Genomic DNA, 20,125 nt, shown 5'->3' with positions numbered 1-20,125 from the left:
GTGGGCCTCGCCGTATACATAGAGAATCAAATACACGAGCGATCCTACGCCGGCACCGATGCCGGAGAATGGCTGACCCGTGTCGTTGCCGAGGCTGAACGTGGCGGCACCCTGTCGGGCATATACCAGCACGGCGACACGATGTTCAATATCCCGCAACTGAATGCGATCGAAGGGGAACTCGCCGAGATAGCGACCCGGTCACCAGCAGTACGCCCTGATGTGGACGCATTGCTGGAACTGTTCGAGCAGATCCGCCGCAAGGGCGGCTATCTTTGGATCTCCGGAGACTAGTAGCCAGACCCTCGGTCGCGAGGGTAGTCACGCATGCAGACAGATGTCGAGCCATCGGACTTTCATGATCAATGGAAGTTCAATGGCTGCTCAAATGCGCCAACAAGCAGCCACCTGCACTGTTCGTGCGTGCCCGTTATCAGGGCGTTGAGGCCATTCAATCGAATGGTGGACAAAGGAGTCTGTCCCCAGTTCAGAGATTGATTTTCCGGGTTGCCGGACACTGCGCCGCAGCACTTTCCAGCACGGCTACATCTACCACGACCCGGTCGCCAAGCGGAGTTGGGACGTCCGGTTCTGAGTTGTTCATGGCCTATGTGGCCCGGTACTCGGCGGACGGGTGCCGGGCCTCATTAGTGGAGTTTCTAAGGGGGATCGCTACAGATGAGACTTGTTCGAAGAGCGGTGGCGGCGTCGCTGACGTTCGTTCTGATTGGGGGCGTGGTTCATCCTGCGGATGCAGCCGCCGCCCCCGCAGCTGCTGCTGCTGATCCGTCCGGGAGTCCGTCAAGCTTGGCGTCGATCCATCGCTCGAAGCGGGGGAGGTAGGGGTCGCGCTGGGGGAGCAAGCCGTGGTGCTGCAGCTCGGACTCGTGTGTGGTGGAGAGAGGAACGGCATGTGCCCGCGCTGCTGGGAGATCTGCGAGGTGACGGGTTGGAACCTGCAGGGACGGGACTCCACAGTGGCCGGTGCGTTTGAGACTTTGATTGTCCACGTCTCGTTCCGCCGGCCGGATGGCGACGCTGGCCAGGTTGTGTGCAGTTGCTGGGCGGTCTAGTACAAGTCGAGCGGGCCTAGTGACCGAGACTGTGTCGTTGGGGGAAGAGGTTACAGGCGAGGTACTCCTGGGAGCATGATAATCGGTACTAGGTGCGCGCCACTCTCTACAGAGGACTGACATGTGCTCAACCGGTTTTCACACTGGTGCAACAGGAGCAAAACAGGAGCACGGGCGCGCGTCCAGCTGCGCTGAACTGCACTGGGTTGCATCATACTGCTTTGATTGCAGTAGCTTTGACGCGCGTGTTGTAAAGCCCCAGGTCAGGGGCACTGTCCAAATCCGACTGGCAGTGTGGGGTTCGAATCCCCTCAGCTCCACTCCCTTTTGAAACCCGTCTGAGCTAGCTATTGATGCTGGTCAGGCGGGTCTTTTCGGTTTTGTGGATGATCTCCTCTTGATCGTGTTGTGGTGACCTTGTTTGTGGTTCTGGAGCAGTCTGCTCCAGCTTGGTGGTCGTGGTGTGGGTTGGTGGTGTGCCCCTCATGCTGTTGGGCTGTTGGTGTGGGGTCAGCGGATTTGTGGTTAGCCGCGAGTGGCCCGGAGAGGTGTCGGTGTGCGGGTTCTGACGGGGCCGGATGTGCCCGGACATTGAGACTGGCGGTGTGCCAGCGGTGTTGGAGGTCGTTGTGGAGTCGTAGTTCGACTTCGGTGGCGACGTGGGAGTAGACCTCGGTGACGCGGTTGGTGAGGGGGTGGCCGAGGCGTCGTGCTTTGGGCGATTTCGGGTGCGCCGTCGGCGATGAGCCAGTTCTGGTGGCTGTGCCGTAGGCCGTGGAAGGTCGGTCCCGGTCTAATGGGGACAGTCCGGACACGTCGTTAGGGCACGGTTTCGTTGCCGTTGATGGCGGGGTGGAGTACGCGGCGGATGAATGTGCTGGGCCAAAACCTTTTCTGCTCTGGGTGGCGAAGACGAACTCCTGGCTACGTTCGTGCAGCGTTCCGACGCGCGGGGCGACGGAGATGGTGCCGCGGTTGAGGTCGACGTCGTCTTGGTGCAGTCCGGACAGTTCTCTCAGCGGCATCCGTTGGCGCGTCGGACAAAGCGGTCCGGTTGGTAGCTGAAGTTTATCAAGCTTGATGAAAACGACAGCTGAGGTTGACAAGATGTGGGCCCCTGCGCGAGGCTCTAAGTGCGCGACAGGGGAACTGCACACTGGGGAGCCGATGGGGGCTTCGCCTGTGTAGTCATTCACCAACAGGTCAAGGAGATGTTGCGTCATGCGAGCAAGAAGCCTTGTGTCAAGGGGAATCGCGGTGCTGGTGGCGACTGTCGCCGTGCTGCTGGGGTTGAGTGGTACCGGTAGCGCGGCTGCCGGGACTCAGATGGAGTCAGCGGGCGTGGGGTTGATCAGGAATATCGGCAGCGGCAACGGATGCATGGACCTCCAGTCCTACGCATCAGGTACGCCTGTGACGCTGTACCGGTGCAACAGCTCTACCGAGAGCCAGCGGTTCGACATCAAGGGCGACGGAACGATCCACAGTTTCCACACTGGTTTCTGCATGGACATCAGTTCTTACACCGCGGGTGCCGTCGTGCACATGAAGCCGTGCCACCATGGAACCAGCCAGCAGTGGAATAACTGGGGCGACACGATCTACAGCTGGGGCAACCCCGCCCTGTGCATGGACCTGAGTTCCTACAACAACGGAACGCCCGTCACGCTGGCACCGTGCGGATCGCAGAACAGCCAGAGATGGGCTTGGTAAAGCTGAGTGACAGGTGGGGCCGTCGGACCGGCGGCCCCACCGCCATTACCGCGGCAGCGCCCGCGAGACGGCGATCAACCAGTCGAGCTCGGCGTCCTGGTCGTCGGGACGGTTGTCCGGCGCTGCGTGTCCGTCTGACGGCGCGACCCCGTTTCGCCTGCGCCGCACGGCATCCGCGATCAGGGTGGCCTCAGCCGCGCTGTCGCCGGGAACCGCGGAGGGATCGAGGTGCGGCCGCAGCTGGAGTCTGCCATCCCAGATCTCGATGATCCGCCGGTACAACGCGTGCTCAGGGCGACGGAAATCGGCGTTGCGTCCAGCCGGAACATCCAACGCGAGACCGGGGAACTCGTCGTGCAGGACCTTCCACAGTGGATAGAGGTCGCGATACCAGCGGTTGATCCGCCACCACCGGGCCAAGTGATCCAGACCGAGACGCGCGCCGACGGCGGGCAGCAGGATGCCGATGAGCACCAGCACGATCGTGAACCCGAACAGCTGGCCGAGGAGGTTTCCGCGAAGCCAGGCGACTTCCACGTCCAGCTGATACGTGAGCATTCCCGCGAACCGCAGTACCGCGTAGGCGAAGCTGCATAGCGCGCCGAGCACGAAGGACAACAACCCGTAGCGCAGCGAGAACCGGTCGGCGATCAGCCGGTACGACCAGGCGGTGATCATTATCCCGACGGCCAGCACGGCAAGGCTCGCCACGAACACATAGGCGGCGGCGGACACGACCGGTGTCTGCACCGCCTTCTCCATGTTCGCGAGCTTCTCGACGTAGTTCGACGGGGTGGTCGTGAACAGCGCCAGTATCAGCACGACCGCCCCTGCCGTCCACCGGAGACGGGACCGACCGGCAGCGGCAGCAGCGTCCCTAGGCTTGACCATGTGCAGGAACGCACACTGTGCGCCGACCGCGGCCACGAGGGTAGCGCAGTTGGAAATCGTGCCCGCTGTGTTAAGCGTGGTGACGGAGTCCACCGCGGCTCGGACGAAGCTGATCTGTAGGGTGATCGCCAGCGCGATCGCCGCGACCGACCCGCAGATCCACACCGTCGCGGGACCGGTCCGGCCGCGGTAGAGGAAGTAGAGCCGGAGGCTGAGCGCCGCCCAGCCCACAACGACGATGGTGACCAGGAGCGGTTGGTTCACCGGCCGGCTCCCAGCGCGGCTTCGATGCGATCGAGCACCTCGGCCAGTTCTGGCGACAGTCGGTGGCGTCTGGAGGGCAGCCTGTTCGCGCGTTCGAGCACCAGCATCGCGAACATCTCGGCCTGCCGTTCTTCCGGATCGCTGTACGCCGACCTGCCAAGTACCGAGCGGACCATCGCCGGGTCCAGCGACGGCATCAGGAACTTGAAGATCTTGTCCGGATCCGGCTGCGGGGCCGTGTGACCACACAGCAGATGGCCCAACTCGTGCAACACGATGTGCTCTTGGTGCAACGGGCTCGTGCCGGCGGCGTAGCAGATGTGGTCGGCCGAACCGGTCGCAATCCACATGCCGCTTGGGCCATCGGCTGGCAGATCGACGGCACGCAGCACGATCGGACGTCCCCGGACGGCGCCGATCCGCCGGACGAGTTCGTCGATGTCGAAGGGGGCGGGCACGTCGAGCAACGCGACGAATTCACTTAACCGGCTGTGGCTCACGTTTCCGCGCTTGGGTGCTCCAGCCGCCACAATTGGGTGACCATGTCCCCGACGGCGGTGCGGCTGCTGTCCGAGAGGTCGGCGGTGCGCAGCGCGATCTCGGTGATCCCGGCCTCCCGCATCGCGGCGAGCAACTCCAGGTCCTGGTTGATACGTGCGGTCTCGGCGTCGTCGAGGAAGTAGACGACGGGGACGCCGAAGAACTTGGCGAGCGCAGTGAGGTGTTGGATTGTCGGGTTGTCACGCCGGCCGGTACGCAGCTGCCAGATGTAGGTGTGCGAGATCTGCACGCCCTGCTTCTCGGCGATAGCCTCAGCCACCGCCTTGTTGCTGTACTCGCCGTCGCCCCGGTGGACCGTATGGAAGAGGTGGTTCAGCTTCTCAGCTATCCGGCTGCCGCCCTCGTCCGGCTCTGTCACAGATCAACACTATACGGCTGTCGAAACGGTCCGGCCGCGTTCGTACAAAAGGGGAGAAAGGAGTCCACCATTGACCCAGCAGTACCTGCTCGGCATCCGCCAGCCTGACGATGCGGTGCCTCCGCCAGAGGTGCTCGAACCGATCATGGCCAACCTGTCCGCGTTGAACGAGGAGATGCAACCGCTTGGCGAAATCCGGCGCGCCGGACCGGCCGGTTCGGATCGTGCCGACCGGGGCTCAGCTGATCCTCAGTCACACCAGCGTTCTTGAGCAGGGGATGACCAGGTCATGCACACGCGAGTTATACCCGTTGGGGAGTACCGCGTTCGACCCGGATATCTGGCGGGCGATCCGCTCGACCAACATAGCCATCGTGAGCCTCGACAGGGATAAACCGGAGCATGGATGCACCGCCAACTGTGCTGCTTCCGGCTGTGTCAAAATTGCTTGGTTGTCATGGTTCTTACGTGCATATGGCGTAGAGTCGCAGGTCAGGGACACTGTCCGAATCGGACTGTCAGTGTGGGGTTGGTGGTTCGAATCCCCTCAGCTCTACGGACTCTGGACGACCCACAGTGCTTCGCGCTTTCACCGGGTCGTTCGTCATTATGGTTGGGGCCGAGCCCGCAAACCCCACCTGCCGCCTTCGGCGGCCTTGCTTTCCAGCAGGATTGGGCTTTCTTGGGTTTCGGTTTGGCTTGTTTCCCGTCATGATTGTGGCGATGCCTAGTATCACCAACGCTAACCCTGTCGGGGCGGGTCGCTTGGATTGACAGCGCTTGTCGCCGTTGGAAATCAACCATCAGTGGCTCTCGGCGTTTGGTGCGTTGGGGATAGATGTGGTGGCGGCTGTTTTTGGTGATCAGGGGCGCAGGTCTGCGCGGAGGAACTCGGTGATGCGGAGCATCTTTGGCGGGCGTGGCACGTCGTCGGCGAGGGCCTTGAAGGCTTCGTCCTCTCCGATGAGACGTGGGGTTATGAGTTGTACTTCATGGCCGTCGACTTTCAGGGTTGCGCTGCCTGTTGCCAGGACGTTTTGGACCAGTCCGATCTTGATCCGTATACCAGGATGAACAGGTAGCCGCCGTCGACAGGATGTGCGTCGAGTGGCGTGCGGTACGTCGTTCCAGAGGTGCGTCCGATGTGGGTCAGCACCGGTCTCTTCCCGCGGGCGATCGCGCCCGGGTTGAACACACGCTTGTTCACGTGCGTTAACCACTTTGGCATCGGCATTGGCATGTCCTCCTTTTACCTTACGTCCGTAAGGCTGGCTTACGTATGTAAGGTTGTCAATACGCTCGAACCTCTGGAGTCTTCGTGTCACCACCGCGGCCGCCGCTCAGTCGAGATCGTGTGCTGGAGGCTGCGATCCAGGTTGCGGATCGCGGCGGCGCCGCTGCGATCACTATGCGACGGGTGGCGCAGGAACTGGGTGTTGAGGCGATGTCGCTCTACCACCACGTATCGAACAAGGATGCGATCCTCGATGGCGTGGTCGATGCTGTCTTCGCGGCGATCAAGCTACCCAGCGCCGACTGCGAGGATTGGCGCGAAGCGATTCGTGAACGCGCTTACTCCGCGCGTGTAGTCTTGTCGCGGCACAGCTGGGCTCTTGGCCTCATGGATTCTCGTCGTAACCCTGGGTTGGCGACGCTACGCCACCACAACGCCGTCCTCGGCATTCTGCGGGAGGCGGGGTTTGCGCTGGCGACGGCCGCGCACGCTATCTCGCTCATCGACAGTTACATCAGCGGGTATGTCCTGCAGGAGGTGAATTTGCCGATGACGACGCCCGATGATGTTGAGGAGGTGGCTGGCGGCCTGCTGGAGCAGCTACCGGTGGACGAGTTGCCGTACCTCACGGAAATGATCGTCGACCATGCCCTGCAGCCGGGCTACGACCACACGAAGGAGTTCGGCTATGGCCTTGACCTGATCCTGGACGCGCTCGAGGCTCGCCGACAGTAGCGCACGACGATCGTTGGTGGGGAAGGGTTTGCTGAGGCAGTCGCGTTGCCTTGCAAGCGTTGTTCAGCCCGTGAGGGCCTGGGTGATCTGGCGGGTGGTCTGCGCGGCGACGCGGGGATTGACTGCGGCGTAATAGGTATAGGCGTTCAAGCCGGTGGCCAAGGCCCAGCCGCGACCGCGAGTCCAGGTGGCATCGTCCACATCGAGCGCGGTACGGAAGGTGGCTCGTGTTTCGGCCGACATGAGGGTGAAGGCGATGATCAGGTCGCAGGCCGGGTCGCCGACACCAAGCTCACCGAAGTCGATCACAGCGCTGAGGCGGCCGTTGGTCGTCAACAGGTTGCCGGTGTGGAAATCGCCGTGGAACCAAACCGGGGCACGGTCCCATTCGGGGGCGGCGAGGACTGCGTCCCACAGCTCTGTCATCGCCGCGGTGTCGAATGCGTCACCGACTTTCGTGATGGCGGATCGTGTCTCAGTGTCCCGTGCGGCCAGGGGCTGGCCGGTTAGATCCTCGGTCGGTTTGCCGTCGAAGCGGTGGAGTGCGGTGAGGAATTCGGCCAGCGCAGCGGCGGCTTCGTGCGAGTTGGACAGGGCATCGACGGTCGCTACTTCGCCGTCCAGCCAGCGTGACACCGCCCATGGCCATGGATAGCCGAAGTCCGCTTCTCCCACTTCCACCAGTGTGGGTATGGCAAGCGGCAGATGCGGGGCAAGCTGGGGCAACCACTCAGCTTCCTTCTTCGCCTGCTTGATCGCGTCGGAATGGCGGGGCAGCCGCACGGACAGCTCGTCGCCCAGCCGGTAGATCACGTGATCCGAGCCTGCCTGGGTGTGCTGAAGCAGCGGCAAGTTGGCCCACTGCGGGAACTGCGTGTCGACCAGTCGCCTTGCCAGCGCGGCATCGATCGCCGGGGCTGTTTCCGCGGTCAATGACAGCTCCTGCCGAAAGGTTGAGTGACCACGGACCGGCAGCCCACGGCTGTTTTTCAGCGTGTCATGGCCTCGTCAGCTTGATCAACCAGTTTTCTGGTCAACCCTGACCGCGCTCGTGCGGCCGTTGATCACTGAGCGGCCGCGACCGCTCAGCTGGAGAATTTGTGGGGCATGCCTGATTCGCTACAGCAGTTTGTCCTGTGTGATGGGCAGGTCACGGATCCGCTTGCCGGTGGCGTGGTACACCGCGTTGCCGATCGCCGCGGGTGCCGGTGAATGGCGAGTCGTAGCGGTTGAAGCGCAGAACGGCTTGGTAGAGCCGGACAAACCGCTTCGCGCCGTCTGTCGAGCCCTGGGAAACCGTTGCCTGGGTACGGATACCTTCGCGGGTGCCGGGGCCGAAGTTGCCGTTCGCGACGCCGTCGGCCATGCCGATCTCGTACTGCAGGCCGAACAGCATCGCGGTCTGCACGGCGCGGCCGTAGATGCCGTCGCACGGCACGATCGCGAAGTCGGCGCGGTGCAAGTACGTCGCGTTCAGCCAGCGCTGGACGTCGCGGATCGCGCCGCTGCCCGAGCCGAGCTTGATGTAGGCGTCCATCGTCAGCAGCGAGGACATCAGCTTCACGTCGACGTACGGGTTGTCCGGGCCGAGCCCGATGTCGTCGCGGACCCAGCCGACCGACGTGCTGAGGATCGACCAGGTGAACACCTCGTAGGCGCCGGGATATCCCTTGCACCACAAGGCCGCGCTGAGCAGCCGCGGAATGTTCTCCCGGGTCGTGCCGCGAGAACTCGTGAGTGGTTGGACGAGTTAGAACGCGCATAACCACTCACGAGCTGTGACCAGGCACGATGCGTTGACCTGGGCTATCGGGGATCGCTGGCGCGTGTCACCAGGTGACTGGCAGGGTGGCGATGCCGTAGCTGGACACCTCGTGCCGGAACTCCAGCTCCTCGAACGGCACCGCGAGCCGGGCGTCCGGCAGTCGGCGCAGCACCGCGTGGAGCATCTCCTCCAGCTCGATCTTGGCAAGCCACATCCCGAGGCACTGGTGGATCCCGTGCCCGAAAGCCATGTGCCGCCTGGCATCCGCGCGCTGCGGGTCGATGGTGTCCGGCGATGGGAAGCGTTGCTCGTCACGGTTGCTTGCCGACAGCGAAAGCACCACGCCCTCGCCAGCCTTGATCAGCACGTCGCCCAGTTGCACGTCTTCGGTCGCCGCGCGGGCGAGGCCGTTTTGCACGATCGTGTGAAAACGCAACAGTTCGTCGACCGCGCCTGGCACCAGATCGGGGTTCGCGCGCAGCTTGTCAGCCAGCCCAGCGTCGGTGAACAGGCTGAGCAGGTTCAGCGCGGCCTGGCTCGCGGTGGTTCCGTGCCCGGCAACCAGCAGCAGCCTGCACATCGGGACCATCTCGTCGATGGTCAGGTTCCCCGGCCGGAGCTGCTCGACGACGAGCTTGCTCACCAGGTCGGATCGCGGCTCCTCGATCCGTGACTCGATGTGCTCACGGATGAACTGGTCAAGATCCTCGCGGGCGGCTTTCACCTCGTCGGCGGTGTAGCCACGGTCGATCAGAACCGCGCTGCGCTCGGTGAAGTAGTCCTGCGCTTCGTCGGGAATGCCCAGCAGCAGGGCGATCACCTGGGACGGCACCGGCTGGGTCAGCCGCGCGACGAGGTCGACCGGCGGCTGCGCCGCTGCGATCTTGACCAGCGTGCTGTCCAGCAGATCCTTGATCGCCGGGCGCATGTCCTCGACGCTTCGCTGCAGGAACTCGCGGGTCAGCATCGACCGCAGGCGCGAATGCTCCGGATCGTCCATCCGGATGAACGACGCCGACTGCGGCTGCGACCGGATCAACGTCGACGTCCGAGTCATCATGGGGAACCCGGGAGCGCTGGTCACCGCGGTGAACCTGCGGTCGCCGAGGATCGAGCGGACGTGCGCGTACGAGGTCACCAGCCACACCCGGCTGCCGTCCCACATCGTCACCTGGCTCGCGTCCGCCCCAGCACGCAGGGCTGCCAGCGGCGGCGGCGGATCGATCGGGGACGTCCGCTCCATGGGGTAGGCGGGCGCGAGCGTCTCGTCGTGCAGCGTCACGAGGCAAAGATAGATCGACGTCAGCAGGCCGACCGGGTTCCGCCGTGGTGCGCGCATACCTTCCCGGAACAGCGCATAACCGAGGTCGAGGGCCAGGTTTAAAGTGCCACCATGGTCCAGCACACTCCGCGGGGTTTCCGCGTGCACACCGCTAGCGCAGGCCTGAGCGACGATGGTCGCGACGACTTGACGATCGTCGTCTCGGAGACACCTGCCGTTGCCTGCGCGATGTTCACGAAGTCTCGTTTCGCCGGTCCGAGCGTCGTGCTCAGCCGCGAGGCGGTGGCGGACTTCTCAGCTCGCGGATTCGTGGTGCTTGCGCGTAACGCCAACGTGGCGACCGGCAAGTTGGGCATGGAGAACGCTGTCGAGGTGCGACGCAGGGTCGCGCAGGCTGTCGGCCTGTCGGACCAAGAGCTGTTGATCGCCGCCACGGGCGTGATCGGCGTCCAGTTCCCGATGGACAGCGTGCGTGCGGCGCTGGACGAGCTGCAGTGGCCGTTCGACGGCAACGACTTCGACGCAGCGGCGCACTCGATCATGACTACCGACACCAAGGCAAAGGTGATCAGCCTGAAGTGCGGCGACGCCAGCCTTGTCGGTATCGCCAAGGGCGTCGGCATGCTCGAACCGAACATGGCCACCATGCTCACGTTCTTCTGCACTGACGCGGACATCCCGCAGCCCGAGCTTGACCGCGTGTTCCGGTCGGTGATCGCCCGCACGTTCAACGCCGTCAGCATCGACACCGACACCTCGACCAGCGACACCGCGGCCATCTTCGCCAACGGCCAGGCCGGTCCGGTCGACGTTGACGAGTTCGAGCGGGTGCTCTACGACGCCGCGCTGCGCCTCGTGCGCGAGATCGCCAGGGACGGCGAGGGCGCGACCAAGCTCATCGAGGTGCACGTGTCCGGGGCGAGGGATGACGACCAAGCCAAGCGGGTCGGCAAGACCGTGGTGAACTCACCGCTGGTGAAGACGGCTGTGCATGGCAGCGACCCGAACTGGGGCCGCGTCGCCATGGCCATCGGCAAGTGCCAGGACGATCTCGACATTGTCCCAGAACGGGTCCGGATCGGCTTCGGCGATCTCGACGTGTACCCGGATCTGCCGGACGAGGACGCCATGGCGCGACTGGTCGAGCACCTTGAGGGCGACACCGTGCAGATCAACATCGACCTCGGGATCGCCGACGGCGGTTTCACCGTGTACGGCTGCGATTTGACCGAGGGCTACGTGCGGCTCAACTCCGAGTACACGACCTGATCGGATGGCCGGGACTCGTCCACAAGAGTCCCGGCCTTTCCGCTCAGATCTGGTCGGTCGGGCGGATCAGGATCTCGTTGACGGCCACGTGTTCTGGCGCGGTCACGGCGTAGCGCACCGCCTCGGCGACGTCCTCGGCCTGCAGCTGGCGGTACTGGGCGACCCGTGCCTCGATGGCGGCTTTGCTGGCCGCGTGGGTGATGTGGTCACGCAGTTCGGTCTGGGTGGTGCCGGGTTCGATCACGATCACCCGCACACCCAATTCGGTCACTTCCTGCCGCAAGCCTTCGCTGAACCCGTTCACCGCGAATTTGCTTGCGTGGTAGGCCGATGCGGTTTTGACGACCGTCCGGGCCGCGATCGAGGACATCTGCACGATCGAGCCCTTGCTCTCGATCAGGTGCGGCAGCGCGGCGTGGGTCAGGTACATCATGCCGAGCACGTTGGTGTTGATCATCTTGGTCCAGTCCGCGGTGTCCGCCTCGATGACCGGCGCGAGCAGCATGTACCCGGCGCAGTTCACCAATACGTCGAGACGGCCGAATTGCTCCACAGTGGACTGAATGGCGGCCTTGTCGGCCTGTTCGTCGGTCACGTCAAGGGTCACGATCTGCACCTTGGCGCCGGTTTCGGCCAACTCGTCGTGCAAGGCGTGCAGGCGGTCGGTCCGGATGTCGGCGATCGCCACCGTAGCGCCCTCGGCGGCAAGGACCCGTGCGCACGCCCGGCCGATGCCGGACGCGGCGCCCGTGACGAACGCGACCTTGCCATTCAGTGCTGCGACCATGTCGTCCATCCACTCGCTTCCTGGTTGTGCCTTGTGTTCAACTGTCCAGCCACTGCACTGGGAGGCCATGGCCGCCGCACACCGCCAGCAGCCGTTCGCTGCCGTCGGGCCAGCTTCGCAACCGCACTTCGAACCGGCCTGCGGAGCGCTCCAACGACAGCCAGGCGAGCGGTGCATCGGCAGTCGCCCGACTGCCCGCGTCTTCGAGCACTTCGCCGAACGTGCGGCGCTCGTTGTCGTCGAAGTAGCTGAGCACGATGGAGTGGAAGACGACCGTCGCCATCCCGGCACGTGGCGACGCGAGGTGCTGCCGTACCCAGTCGATGGCGTTGGCCCGCTCGACGTGTACCTGTGCGTTGCTGGCGATCTGGATGGCGGCACGCTGCCGTTCGATCCGGGCGATCTGATCGGGCCACAGGTACGACAGCAGCGTCAGCTGCCCTTCCTTGGCGCGCAAGTCGATCGGGCTCAGATCGCACCCGAGCCGTTCGACGACGGTCGCTGGCACGCTGTCGGGCGTGCGGTCGACGAAGATGTCAGTGAGCCGAACCGTGGAGCCAGCGTCGCCCCAGGACCAGTCTCCCGATTCGTACCGATACCGGTCCCAGTTGAGGTTGAGGCCCCCGCTCGCGCCGACTTCCAGCAGTCGCAGCGGGAGCCCGGTCTCGTTGGCGATCTTCAGGAAACCACCGAGGAAGCTGGCCGCACGGCCTACTTCGTTGGTCTGTGGAGTGTTGTTCACCAATGTGGTCAACGTGGCCGCGTGATCGATCACGACACCACGGAACGCGTCCCACAGGCCAGGACCAGGTCGCCCGCCGACCGACGGGTAGTGCGCCGCCAAAGCGGGAGCCTGCCCGGTTAGCACGAGCCGGTGTACCGAGCCGAGTAACCGGAGCGCCGGGTAGAAGTCGGCTGGGCAGTCGGCGAGATCGCGGAGCACGTCCCACACCGGCCCGCCTGCCTCGACATCCTCGGCGCAGCGCCGGAGCACCTGGACGTACAGGTCCGACCCGAGTTGCGCGCACAGGTCCGCTTGGGCACGACACAGCTCCGCCATGTGGAAGGTGGCGGAATTGTTGGTGTTCACCGGCACAAGGCGAGAATAGAAGCGGCGGACCGGCCTGCGGTTATGCATGATCGGTGGCCGGTATGCGGATGCCTCGCGCGATCCCGCGCGGCGGTTTGGCCGACCTATCGTTGTCCCAGTGACCGATGCCAAATACGCGCCCGTCAGCGACGTTTCGCACAAAGTCCTGGTGGAGTCGCGGATGCGCTGGCTTGTGGATGTGCTCGCGGCCGCCGGACCCGGGTTCGGCGAGGTCCCTGAACACCATTTCGTATCAGCGTTTCTGGACAAGTACCCCGACGGCGTCGGCCCGCAGTTCGACTCCTGGCGCGCGCTCGGACCGTTCACTGTGGAGTCCTACACCCCGCTCGCCCACAAGGGATGGGCGACGCTGATCGGCAAGGACGGCGCACGGCATTCGATGGCGATCACCATCGACACGTCCGGCCTCATCCGTCGCATCGTGTTCGAACCCGAAGTGCTCAGCCGGGTCCCACGCGACTTCGCTGATCTGGACGAAGTCCTGACGCGGCCCGATGTCACGAGCGCAGCATTGGTCTGCAGGCGCGCGGGCGACGGCTGGGAGAGCCTGTACGAGCGCTCCGCCGACACCCTCATGCCGACGGGATCGGTCTTCAAGGTCTATCTCCTGCTGGCGGTCGCGCGGGCGATCAGGGACGGCGATGTGCGGTGGGAGGATGAGATCGAGTTGCGCGCGCCGCAGCGCAGCCTGCCAACCGGCGAGATGCAGGACCTGCCGGACGGCACCAAGGCCACCGTGTTCCAGACCGCGTACAACATGTTCGCGCGCAGCGACAACACGGCGTCCGACATGATCATCCACCACCTTGGCCGGGACGCGGTGCACCGTGCCGTGGCCGACGCGGGCCATCAGAACCCGGATGTCCTGCGGCCCTTTGTGTCCAGCCGTGAGCTGTTCGAGATCGGCTGGGGCAAACAGGATTTGTTGTCCGAATGGCAAGCGGGTGACCTCGTTCAGCGAGAACGGTTGCTTGAGCGGATCGACGGTCCGTTGACCACTCAGGTCAAGGATCTGACTCATCCCGTGCACGATCGTGGACTCGACTGGTTCATGAGCGCTCGGGATGTGTCACGCGCCCTCGCGGCCCTGTGGGAGGCCACAAACCTAGACACGACAGGCAAAATTCGGGAGATCGTCAGCGTGTACCCCGGTGTCGAGATAGACCGGGATCGTTGGCCTGTCACGGTGTTCAAGGGTGGATCCACGCCAGGAGCGGTGATGTTCTGCTGGTTGGTCGTGGACCGCGCCGGTGTCGAACACGTTGTCGTGCTGCAGCAGCGTGCCGATCGAGTCGGCATCCTGCGTGACGGGTTGCACCTGCGTCGTCTCGGCGACCTGACGTTGCACTCGCTGATCGGATGAGCACCCGCGACCGAGGGCTGGCGGCGCTGGTCGCCCTGCTGTGGGGCCTGAACTTTCTCGCTGTACGGATCGGCCTCGACCACTTCCCGCCGTTTTTCCTTGCCGCACTGCGTTACCTGCTGCTCGCGGTTCCGGTGATCCTGTTCGTGCCGCGGCCGAAGGTGCCGCTGCGCTGGTTGCTCGCTTACGGACTCGGCTTCGGCGCGCTGCAGTTCGGGTTGCTGTTCCTGGCCATCGACGTGGGCATGCCGACCGGGCTGTCCTCGGTCGTTCTCCAGGCCGCGGCGCCGTTCACGGTGCTACTCGGCATGCTCCTGCTGAGTGAGCGGGTCTCCGGCAAGCAGATCGGTGGCGTTGTCGTTGCCATTCTTGGCCTTGTCGTGATCGCGGTCGACCGTGCGCAGGTCGCGGCGCTGCTGCCACTGATCCTCACTTTGCTTGCCGCGCTTGCTTGTGCACTGGGCATGTTGGCGGGCCGGTTGGCGAAGCCGGACAGCCCGCTGCGGTTCACACTGTGGATGGCAGTGGTTCCGCCAATTCCGCTGCTGGCGCTGTCCGCCGTGATGGAGGGGCCGTCCGCCGGTTGGATCGCCCTCGGCAAGTCACTGAGCCTTGAGGGTTTGCCTGGCCTCGCCGCGATGGCCTACATCGTGGTGCTTGGCACGGTCGTCGGCTCCGGGATCTGGACTGCCCTGCTCAAGCGTTACCCGGCGAGTATCGTTGCGCCGTTCACGATGCTGACACCTGTGGTCGGCATCGGCGCGGCCTGGATCGCCTTGAACGAGACGCCGAGCGCGCTTGCCCTTCTCGGCAGCACAGTCGTGATCGGCGGCGTCCTTTTAGGAACACCGCCGCGCCCTGCCGACGTCCGTTCCCCAGCAGACTCGGAAACGGCAGGTAAGAGCTCGTGAGTGGTTATCCGTGTTCTAACATGGATAACCACTCACGAGGGTCTTTTAGCTGGTCCAGGTTGTCCAGCGGGCGTCTGGGCGGAAGCCCATTGCGGCGTTGACGGCGATCATGGCCGCGTTGCCTTCGGCGTTGGCCGTTTCCAGCATGCGCAGCGTGGGCACGTGTTCGAGGGTCTGGGCCAGGTTGGCCAGCTTGATCACGATGCCGAGGCCGTGGCCGCGGTGTGTGGTGTGCACAACGGTCATGCCCTGCAATGCGTGCTGCGGATTGCCGGTGGTCTTGGAGATGCTGGTGTAGCCGACGAGTAAACCGCTGGCCGTGTGCACAACCCCGGTGTGGTACGCCCGGCGCCCACGGCCGACGCGCATGACCTCGAACCGGCGCGCGTAGCTGGTCTCGACCTGCTCGTCCGGAATGTCCAGCGAGGCACCGCCAAGCGACAGCTCCAATTTGGACACTGCGATGGCGTATTCCTCAGGTGTGGTCGTTCCCCACGTGACCAGCTCGTAGCCCTCCGCAAGGGCAGGCACGCCGTCGGCGAGCGGGTTGTTCAGCTCCAAGTCCAGCCATTGGTGCACGCCAGCGCCGGACTCTGACCGCTTCGCGCCAACGGCAGCTGCGAAAGCGCTGGGACCAGGGTCGCGTTCGGGACCGTCGGGCAGTTGCTCGACGACGGTCGCGGTAATGCCCTCGCGGCCGTGTTCCGCAGCGCGTTCCAACGCGTAGGAGTACAGCGTCCGGCCGATGCCCTGACGACGCACCGACGGGTGCACGAGTAACTGGTCCACGCGAACCATCGGTGCCCCGGCGGGCAGTGCCAACCGCAGCGAAGCGAGCACGCGGCCGTCGCGGCGTACGACCCAGTCCTCCAATGAAGTGTCCGGCGGCGCGTGACGCAGCGAACCGACCATGTCGACCGGGCATGGCGGCGGTGACTCCAGCGACAGCGACGGCTCCGCGGACTCGGCAAGGAGCGCGAGCCACTCGGTCACCGTCTCGTCGTCATCGGCGACCAGTGGACTGAACCGCAGGGTGTCTGCTGTCGTCATCGTTCCTCCATCAGGCCCATGGCCTGCACGTCGTAGAGTCCGAAGGCGGGATGCACGTACACATTAGTGACCCAGGGGTTGCGGTAGTGCAGGGTTTTGTCGTGCACCAAGGGAAGGATCACCGCGTGGTCCATCACCTCCCGCTCCACCTCCTGCCAGAGCCGCGCCCGCCGCTCCGGATCCGCGGTGATCAGCGTCCGGTCGATCAGGTCGTTGACCGCGGGTTCGTCGAGTTCGGCGAGGTTCCAGTTCCCGCCCGCTTCCTTGATCTGGCGGCCGTCCACCAAAGGCGCGAGAAACCCGTACTCGGTGGGGAAATCCGCGCCCCAGTCGGTCACCACGAGGCCGAGCGAATGCTCCCTGATCGTGGCGGGCTTGCCAACGCCGAGGCTGAAGTAGCTGGCCACGTCCAGTTCCACGACGGAAAGCCGGATGCCGACCCTGGCAACCGATTCGGCAAGCGCGTCGGCGACGAGCCGGAACTTGCCACGCTGGGTGCCGATCACCGCGTTGAACCCGTCCGGCAGGCCGGCGGCAGCGAGCTCGGCACGTGCCGCGTCGAGATCACCGCGCAGGTCCTGGCCGGTGGGATAACGGTCAAGCCCTTGGTATGCGGGCAGTCGGGGCGGGAACAACGCCGTCGCGATCTCGCCGCCGGTGACTGGCCCGCCTCTGGCTTCCTGCAACAGGATCTTGTCCGCCGCGTACTGCACCGCCCGGCGCACATGCACGTTGTCGAACGGCGGGATCTGCTTGTTCACCGAGATGAACTGCAGAAACCCGGTCTTCGGATTGTCCGAATTGGACTGCAGGACCTCGTCGGCCATGATCCGCCGTTGCGCGGCGTGCTGGATGCCGCGGCCTTCGAGGTTGATGTCGAACTCGCCCGCGATCAGCCGGTCGTCGAGCTCGTCGACCGTCATCCCGATGGTCAGCTCTACCTGGTCAGGCAACGCGGGCCGGACCGGATCCGTTGCTGGATCCCAATGGGGGTTGCGGTCGAGGCGTAACAACTCACCCGGGCGGTACGCGGCGATCCGATATGGACCGCTACACCTCGGGTCCTCGCCGTAGCGCGCGCCAGTGTCCGCCGACCGGGGGACAGGCGACACGCAGGGCTGCGCCATCAGGTGGTCGAAATCCGCGAACGGGCTACGCAGATGGAACACGATCGTCCGCGCATCCGGGGTGCGTACGGCAGCCAACCCGTCCGGATCGCGGTACGGCCCGGGATACGGCCGGTCCGGATCGTCCAGCAGCGAGATCAGGTACGTCGGCCCGCCCGGCAACACGTCCTGGGCGAATACCCGTTGCACGGCATAGCGAATGTCGAAGGACGTGACCTCGGTGCCGTCGTCGTAGCGCACGCCCGGCCGCAGCCGGTAGGTCCACGTACGGCCGTCGTCGCTGACTTCCCCCGGTGCCTCCGCGAGATCAGGAACCGGCGTCAGCCCGGTCAAAGCGGCGTCGGTCGGGTAGGCCATCAGCGTCCGGTTCAGCATCCGCTGCAACAGCCATACCCACACGTAGTACGTGCGGGCCGGATCCAGCGAGTCGACGTCGGCCGACGACACCAGCCGCAGCGTGCCGCCGCGCCGGTCCGACGGGTTCACCATGGAACCGACTGCGGCGTCCCAGCCCGCGCCGGTCTGCAGTTCGATTCCCGCGCTCACTCTCGGAACTCCTTCAGTCGAAGCAGATACGAACGCTGCTCACTGGCCAGGCAGCCGCGGGCCAGCTTGGCGTCGGTGCTGCCGATCCCGGCGTGCAGCACGGTCGCACCGGCCTGCGCCGCCGCCTCGAGCACGCGGTAGTACAGAACCTCGTAGTAGAGCTGCAGTTTGCCCTGTGCGGCGTAGTCGAACCCGGCTCGATGACCGAACCACTGCTCTTCGCCACGCGCGGATGAACGCAGCACCAACCCAAAACCGATGATCTCACTGTCCTTTGTGGCCAGTGAGACCAACGCGTCGGATCCCATCACCTCGGAAATCCAGGAAAGCAACCCGGCCGAGTACTCCGGGCTGCCAGGGTTTCCATATTTGGCAAGCAGATTGGCGTCAAGCTCACCGAGCCGCGGTGCCAGCGCTTTGGTCAGCGGCTCCACATGCACTTCGACTCCGGCCTCGGCGATCGCCCGTCGTTCCAAGCGAACCCGCCTGCGCCGGTGCTGGGTCATGCCTGCGAGGAACTCGTCGAACCCGCCTGACGGCACCGGCAGCCAGGAGTAGTGCTCGCTGGAATGCCAGCTGTAGCCACGCTTGTCCAGCAGCTCAATGAGATCCGTGTCGCGGGCGTCAACGTGCGGAAAGCACACCGAGGCGGCCCCACGCTCCAGCGCGATTTGCTCGGCGTGCTCCACCAACGCATCGACATCACTGGGGTCCGCGCCGGGCGCGGTCAGCGTCCGGGTACGACCGAGGTGCCTGCCGCCGCAGACCAACGCGGGCAGCAACGAGTCCGGGTCGTTCCTGGCTACTTCGGCAAGGCAACGCTCGGCGCCTTCCTTGCCTGCCGCGACGGAGTGTTTGAGCAAGGCGTCCGGCCGGGCCAGCAGCCACGGCACCTTGTCAGTCGCCCACGCGGCCACCAGTCCGGCGACAGGAACACCTGCCTGCCGCCGGATCAGGAAGTCAAGCGTGGTACCACCATTGCGTTCCTGCACGGCCAGCCAACGCGGGGTCTGGAAGAAGTCCTCCACACCAAGCAGGTCCTGCCAGCCCGCGGCCGGCAGTTCGGCGGCCGTGGCCACGGCCAGCGTCGTGCCGGTCACTAGCGCGGGATGAACGTGACTACGTCGCCAGGCTCGCCGGTGCCTTGCATCCGCTCGGGAACCCGGATGTACATGCGGTGCAACCACCGGTCCTCGCCGTCCCAGCGCGGCGTGAACGGGGTACGCGCGTGCGTGGTCCGGTAGTTGTCGATGATCACCAGGTCGCCGGGGGTGAGCTTGACCGGCACGGTCACCTCGTCCAAAGCCTTGGACAGCACCGCGAGCGCTTCCGTGGCCTGCGGGGTGTCAGGCGCGAGCAGCTCACGGTCGTAGCCGAGCAACGGGTCATCGGCGTCACCGACGAACACCTTCACCCGAGCGGCCGGGCCACGCTTCTGCTCCGGGTCATCGCCACGGAAGGCCACGTCAAGGAAGCACGGCATCGGCTCGGCGAGCAGTTGGGCACGGGACTCGGCGTCCACCAACGGCAGGGCCTTACGCACCGACGCGACCAGGGTCGCGGCCTTGCGCTCGTGGTCGGCCCGCGAGCACGCCAGCATCACGTACTGCGGCTGGTGCTGGTGGTAGGCCATCTCGGTGTGGAACTCCAGCAGCGTCTCGGAAGTCTCCGAGGACAGGTAGTGCGCGCCCGGCGACGGGTATACGTCGTGGTAAACGGTCCCGACGCGCAGCTCCTTGTATCCCGTCGGCAGACCGAGCACGCGGCCAACCAGTGCGAGCCACGCCTCGGCGGCGATCAGCGGTCGGTCGTCCGGCGCCGGTGTGGTGGTCGGCGTCGCCTGCAGGTTCTGCTCAACCGGTAATCCGCGCAGCAGCAGATAGCCGTCCTCGTTTCCGTTGTCCCGGAACGACTTCAGGTGCTCGACGATCTCGGCGGGCAGCCGCTTGGCCGCTTCAGCCGCAGCCGCGAAGAACGCGGGCAGGTCGGCGCGCGGCACGTCGGGAAGCGTCGCCCGCAGTTCATTGAGCAGGGCGTGGTGGTCGGTGAAGTCGATCACCGGTGAGTCAAAGGTGGTAGTCATGG

At 65.0% G+C, this 20,125-nt stretch carries 18 protein-coding genes and 2 pseudogenes; 7 read left to right on the top strand and 13 right to left on the bottom strand.

Annotated elements, in window-relative coordinates; genetic code table 11:
• Both LWC34_RS35990 and LWC34_RS35985 read left to right on the top strand, forming a co-directional pair.
• Window positions 1–294 (top strand): nucleoporin NDC1, encoded by a 294-nt coding sequence (locus LWC34_RS35990; protein ID WP_233729712.1) that lies wholly within the window; start codon window positions 1–3, stop codon window positions 292–294.
• Window positions 295–2,294: 2,000 nt separating this feature from the next.
• Window positions 2,295–2,786: an RICIN domain-containing protein gene (locus LWC34_RS35985; RefSeq protein WP_233729711.1), complete on the top strand. Its 492-nt coding sequence runs from the start codon at window positions 2,295–2,297 to the stop codon at window positions 2,784–2,786.
• Window positions 2,787–2,831: 45 nt separating this feature from the next.
• Here the strand turns inward: LWC34_RS35985 and LWC34_RS35980 are convergent, their stop codons facing one another.
• Genes LWC34_RS35980 through LWC34_RS35970 form a run of 3 tightly spaced genes read right to left on the bottom strand, consistent with a single transcriptional unit; the run spans window position 2,832 to window position 4,860 of the window.
• The gene (locus LWC34_RS35980) at window positions 2,832–3,941 is read right to left on the bottom strand and encodes an MAB_1171c family putative transporter (protein WP_233729710.1); all 1,110 of its coding nucleotides are present in this window, start codon (window positions 3,939–3,941) and stop codon (window positions 2,832–2,834) included.
• Window positions 3,938–4,441: a hypothetical protein gene (locus LWC34_RS35975; protein ID WP_233729709.1), complete on the bottom strand. Its 504-nt coding sequence runs from the start codon at window positions 4,439–4,441 to the stop codon at window positions 3,938–3,940. The genes LWC34_RS35980 and LWC34_RS35975 overlap by 4 nt, the downstream gene beginning before the upstream one ends.
• Window positions 4,438–4,860, bottom strand: a complete 423-nt coding sequence (locus LWC34_RS35970) for a helix-turn-helix domain-containing protein (RefSeq protein WP_233729708.1) — start codon at window positions 4,858–4,860, stop codon at window positions 4,438–4,440. Before LWC34_RS35970 ends, LWC34_RS35975 begins: the two co-directional genes overlap by 4 nt.
• Before the next feature lie 70 nt (window positions 4,861–4,930).
• Here LWC34_RS35970 and LWC34_RS35965 point away from each other — a divergent pair, with 70 nt between their 5' ends.
• Window positions 4,931–5,131 (top strand): hypothetical protein, encoded by a 201-nt coding sequence (locus LWC34_RS35965; protein ID WP_233729707.1) that lies wholly within the window; start codon window positions 4,931–4,933, stop codon window positions 5,129–5,131.
• Window positions 5,132–6,178: 1,047 nt separating this feature from the next.
• Window positions 6,179–6,829: a TetR/AcrR family transcriptional regulator C-terminal domain-containing protein gene (locus LWC34_RS35960; protein WP_308200188.1), complete on the top strand. Its 651-nt coding sequence runs from the start codon at window positions 6,179–6,181 to the stop codon at window positions 6,827–6,829.
• Window positions 6,830–6,892: 63 nt separating this feature from the next.
• Here LWC34_RS35960 and LWC34_RS35955 read toward each other — a convergent pair whose 3' ends face one another.
• From LWC34_RS35955 to LWC34_RS35945, 4 genes and pseudogenes are all read right to left on the bottom strand, one after another.
• Window positions 6,893–7,762, bottom strand: coding sequence for an aminoglycoside phosphotransferase family protein (locus LWC34_RS35955; RefSeq protein WP_233729706.1), 870 nt, complete (start codon window positions 7,760–7,762; stop codon window positions 6,893–6,895).
• A gap of 186 nt (window positions 7,763–7,948) precedes the next feature.
• Window positions 7,949–8,029 (bottom strand): annotated as a pseudogene (locus LWC34_RS59040) (xanthine dehydrogenase family protein molybdopterin-binding subunit); the annotation flags it as partial.
• 37 nt (window positions 8,030–8,066) lie between these two features.
• Window positions 8,067–8,366: pseudogene (locus LWC34_RS59420) on the bottom strand (glycoside hydrolase domain-containing protein); the annotation flags it as partial.
• A 292-nt stretch (window positions 8,367–8,658) separates the two neighbouring features.
• Window positions 8,659–9,876 carry a cytochrome P450 gene (locus tag LWC34_RS35945; RefSeq protein WP_233729704.1) on the bottom strand — a complete coding sequence of 406 codons (1,218 nt, stop codon included), beginning with the start codon at window positions 9,874–9,876 and terminating at the stop codon, window positions 8,659–8,661.
• 111 nt (window positions 9,877–9,987) lie between these two features.
• Between LWC34_RS35945 and argJ the strand changes: the two genes are divergently transcribed.
• Window positions 9,988–11,145 (top strand): bifunctional glutamate N-acetyltransferase/amino-acid acetyltransferase ArgJ, encoded by a 1,158-nt coding sequence (gene argJ / locus LWC34_RS35940; RefSeq protein WP_233729703.1) that lies wholly within the window; start codon window positions 9,988–9,990, stop codon window positions 11,143–11,145.
• Window positions 11,146–11,188: 43 nt separating this feature from the next.
• On the opposite strand, the gene LWC34_RS35935 is transcribed toward argJ, so the two are convergent.
• Together LWC34_RS35935 and LWC34_RS35930 are read right to left on the bottom strand one after the other, a co-directional pair.
• Window positions 11,189–11,941 (bottom strand): SDR family NAD(P)-dependent oxidoreductase, encoded by a 753-nt coding sequence (locus tag LWC34_RS35935; protein WP_233729702.1) that lies wholly within the window; start codon window positions 11,939–11,941, stop codon window positions 11,189–11,191.
• A 28-nt stretch (window positions 11,942–11,969) separates the two neighbouring features.
• Window positions 11,970–13,028 (bottom strand): DUF2332 domain-containing protein, encoded by a 1,059-nt coding sequence (locus tag LWC34_RS35930; RefSeq protein ID WP_233729701.1) that lies wholly within the window; start codon window positions 13,026–13,028, stop codon window positions 11,970–11,972.
• 112 nt (window positions 13,029–13,140) lie between these two features.
• On the opposite strand from LWC34_RS35930, the gene LWC34_RS35925 reads away from it, so the two are divergent.
• Together LWC34_RS35925 and LWC34_RS35920 are read left to right on the top strand one after the other, a co-directional pair.
• Entirely contained in the window at window positions 13,141–14,406 is a 1,266-nt protein-coding gene (locus LWC34_RS35925; protein WP_233729700.1) for a serine hydrolase, read from the top strand.
• Window positions 14,403–15,317, top strand: coding sequence for an EamA family transporter (locus LWC34_RS35920; protein ID WP_233729699.1), 915 nt, complete (start codon window positions 14,403–14,405; stop codon window positions 15,315–15,317). The genes LWC34_RS35925 and LWC34_RS35920 overlap by 4 nt, the downstream gene beginning before the upstream one ends.
• 45 nt (window positions 15,318–15,362) lie before the next feature.
• Here LWC34_RS35920 and LWC34_RS35915 read toward each other — a convergent pair whose 3' ends face one another.
• From LWC34_RS35915 to cs1, 4 genes are read right to left on the bottom strand one after another with little or no spacing between them, the layout of a single operon-like run.
• On the bottom strand, window positions 15,363–16,367 hold the full coding sequence (locus LWC34_RS35915; RefSeq protein WP_233729698.1) for a GNAT family N-acetyltransferase: 1,005 nt from the start codon (window positions 16,365–16,367) through the stop codon (window positions 15,363–15,365).
• Entirely contained in the window at window positions 16,364–18,040 is a 1,677-nt protein-coding gene (locus LWC34_RS35910) for an ABC transporter substrate-binding protein (protein ID WP_233729697.1), read from the bottom strand. Before LWC34_RS35910 ends, LWC34_RS35915 begins: the two co-directional genes overlap by 4 nt.
• The gene (locus LWC34_RS35905) at window positions 18,037–19,140 is read right to left on the bottom strand and encodes a GNAT family N-acetyltransferase (protein WP_233729696.1); all 1,104 of its coding nucleotides are present in this window, start codon (window positions 19,138–19,140) and stop codon (window positions 18,037–18,039) included. Before LWC34_RS35905 ends, LWC34_RS35910 begins: the two co-directional genes overlap by 4 nt.
• Window positions 19,140–20,123, bottom strand: a complete 984-nt coding sequence (gene cs1 / locus LWC34_RS35900) for a clavaminate synthase Cs1 (protein WP_233729695.1) — start codon at window positions 20,121–20,123, stop codon at window positions 19,140–19,142. Before cs1 ends, LWC34_RS35905 begins: the two co-directional genes overlap by 1 nt.
• Window positions 20,124–20,125 lie beyond the last annotated feature (2 nt).

This window comes from Kibdelosporangium philippinense (genome assembly GCF_021390435.2).
Classification (GTDB): Bacteria; Actinomycetota; Actinomycetes; order Mycobacteriales; family Pseudonocardiaceae; genus Kibdelosporangium; species Kibdelosporangium philippinense.
The sequence above is the reverse complement of the archived record's forward strand: the minus strand, read 5'-3'. Positions and strand labels throughout refer to the sequence as shown.

What these genes read in the sequence shown, in the direction of transcription:
- cs1 (WP_233729695.1), bottom strand. Translation starts at nt 20,123, where the DNA reads ATGACTACCACCTTTGACTCACCGGTGATCGACTTCACCGACCACCAC.
- LWC34_RS35935 (WP_233729702.1), bottom strand. Translation starts at nt 11,941, where the DNA reads ATGGACGACATGGTCGCAGCACTGAATGGCAAGGTCGCGTTCGTCACG.
- argJ (WP_233729703.1), top strand. Translation starts at nt 9,988, where the DNA reads ATGGTCCAGCACACTCCGCGGGGTTTCCGCGTGCACACCGCTAGCGCA.
- LWC34_RS35920 (WP_233729699.1), top strand. Translation starts at nt 14,403, where the DNA reads ATGAGCACCCGCGACCGAGGGCTGGCGGCGCTGGTCGCCCTGCTGTGG.
- LWC34_RS35915 (WP_233729698.1), bottom strand. Translation starts at nt 16,367, where the DNA reads ATGACGACAGCAGACACCCTGCGGTTCAGTCCACTGGTCGCCGATGAC.
- LWC34_RS35985 (WP_233729711.1), top strand. Translation starts at nt 2,295, where the DNA reads ATGCGAGCAAGAAGCCTTGTGTCAAGGGGAATCGCGGTGCTGGTGGCG.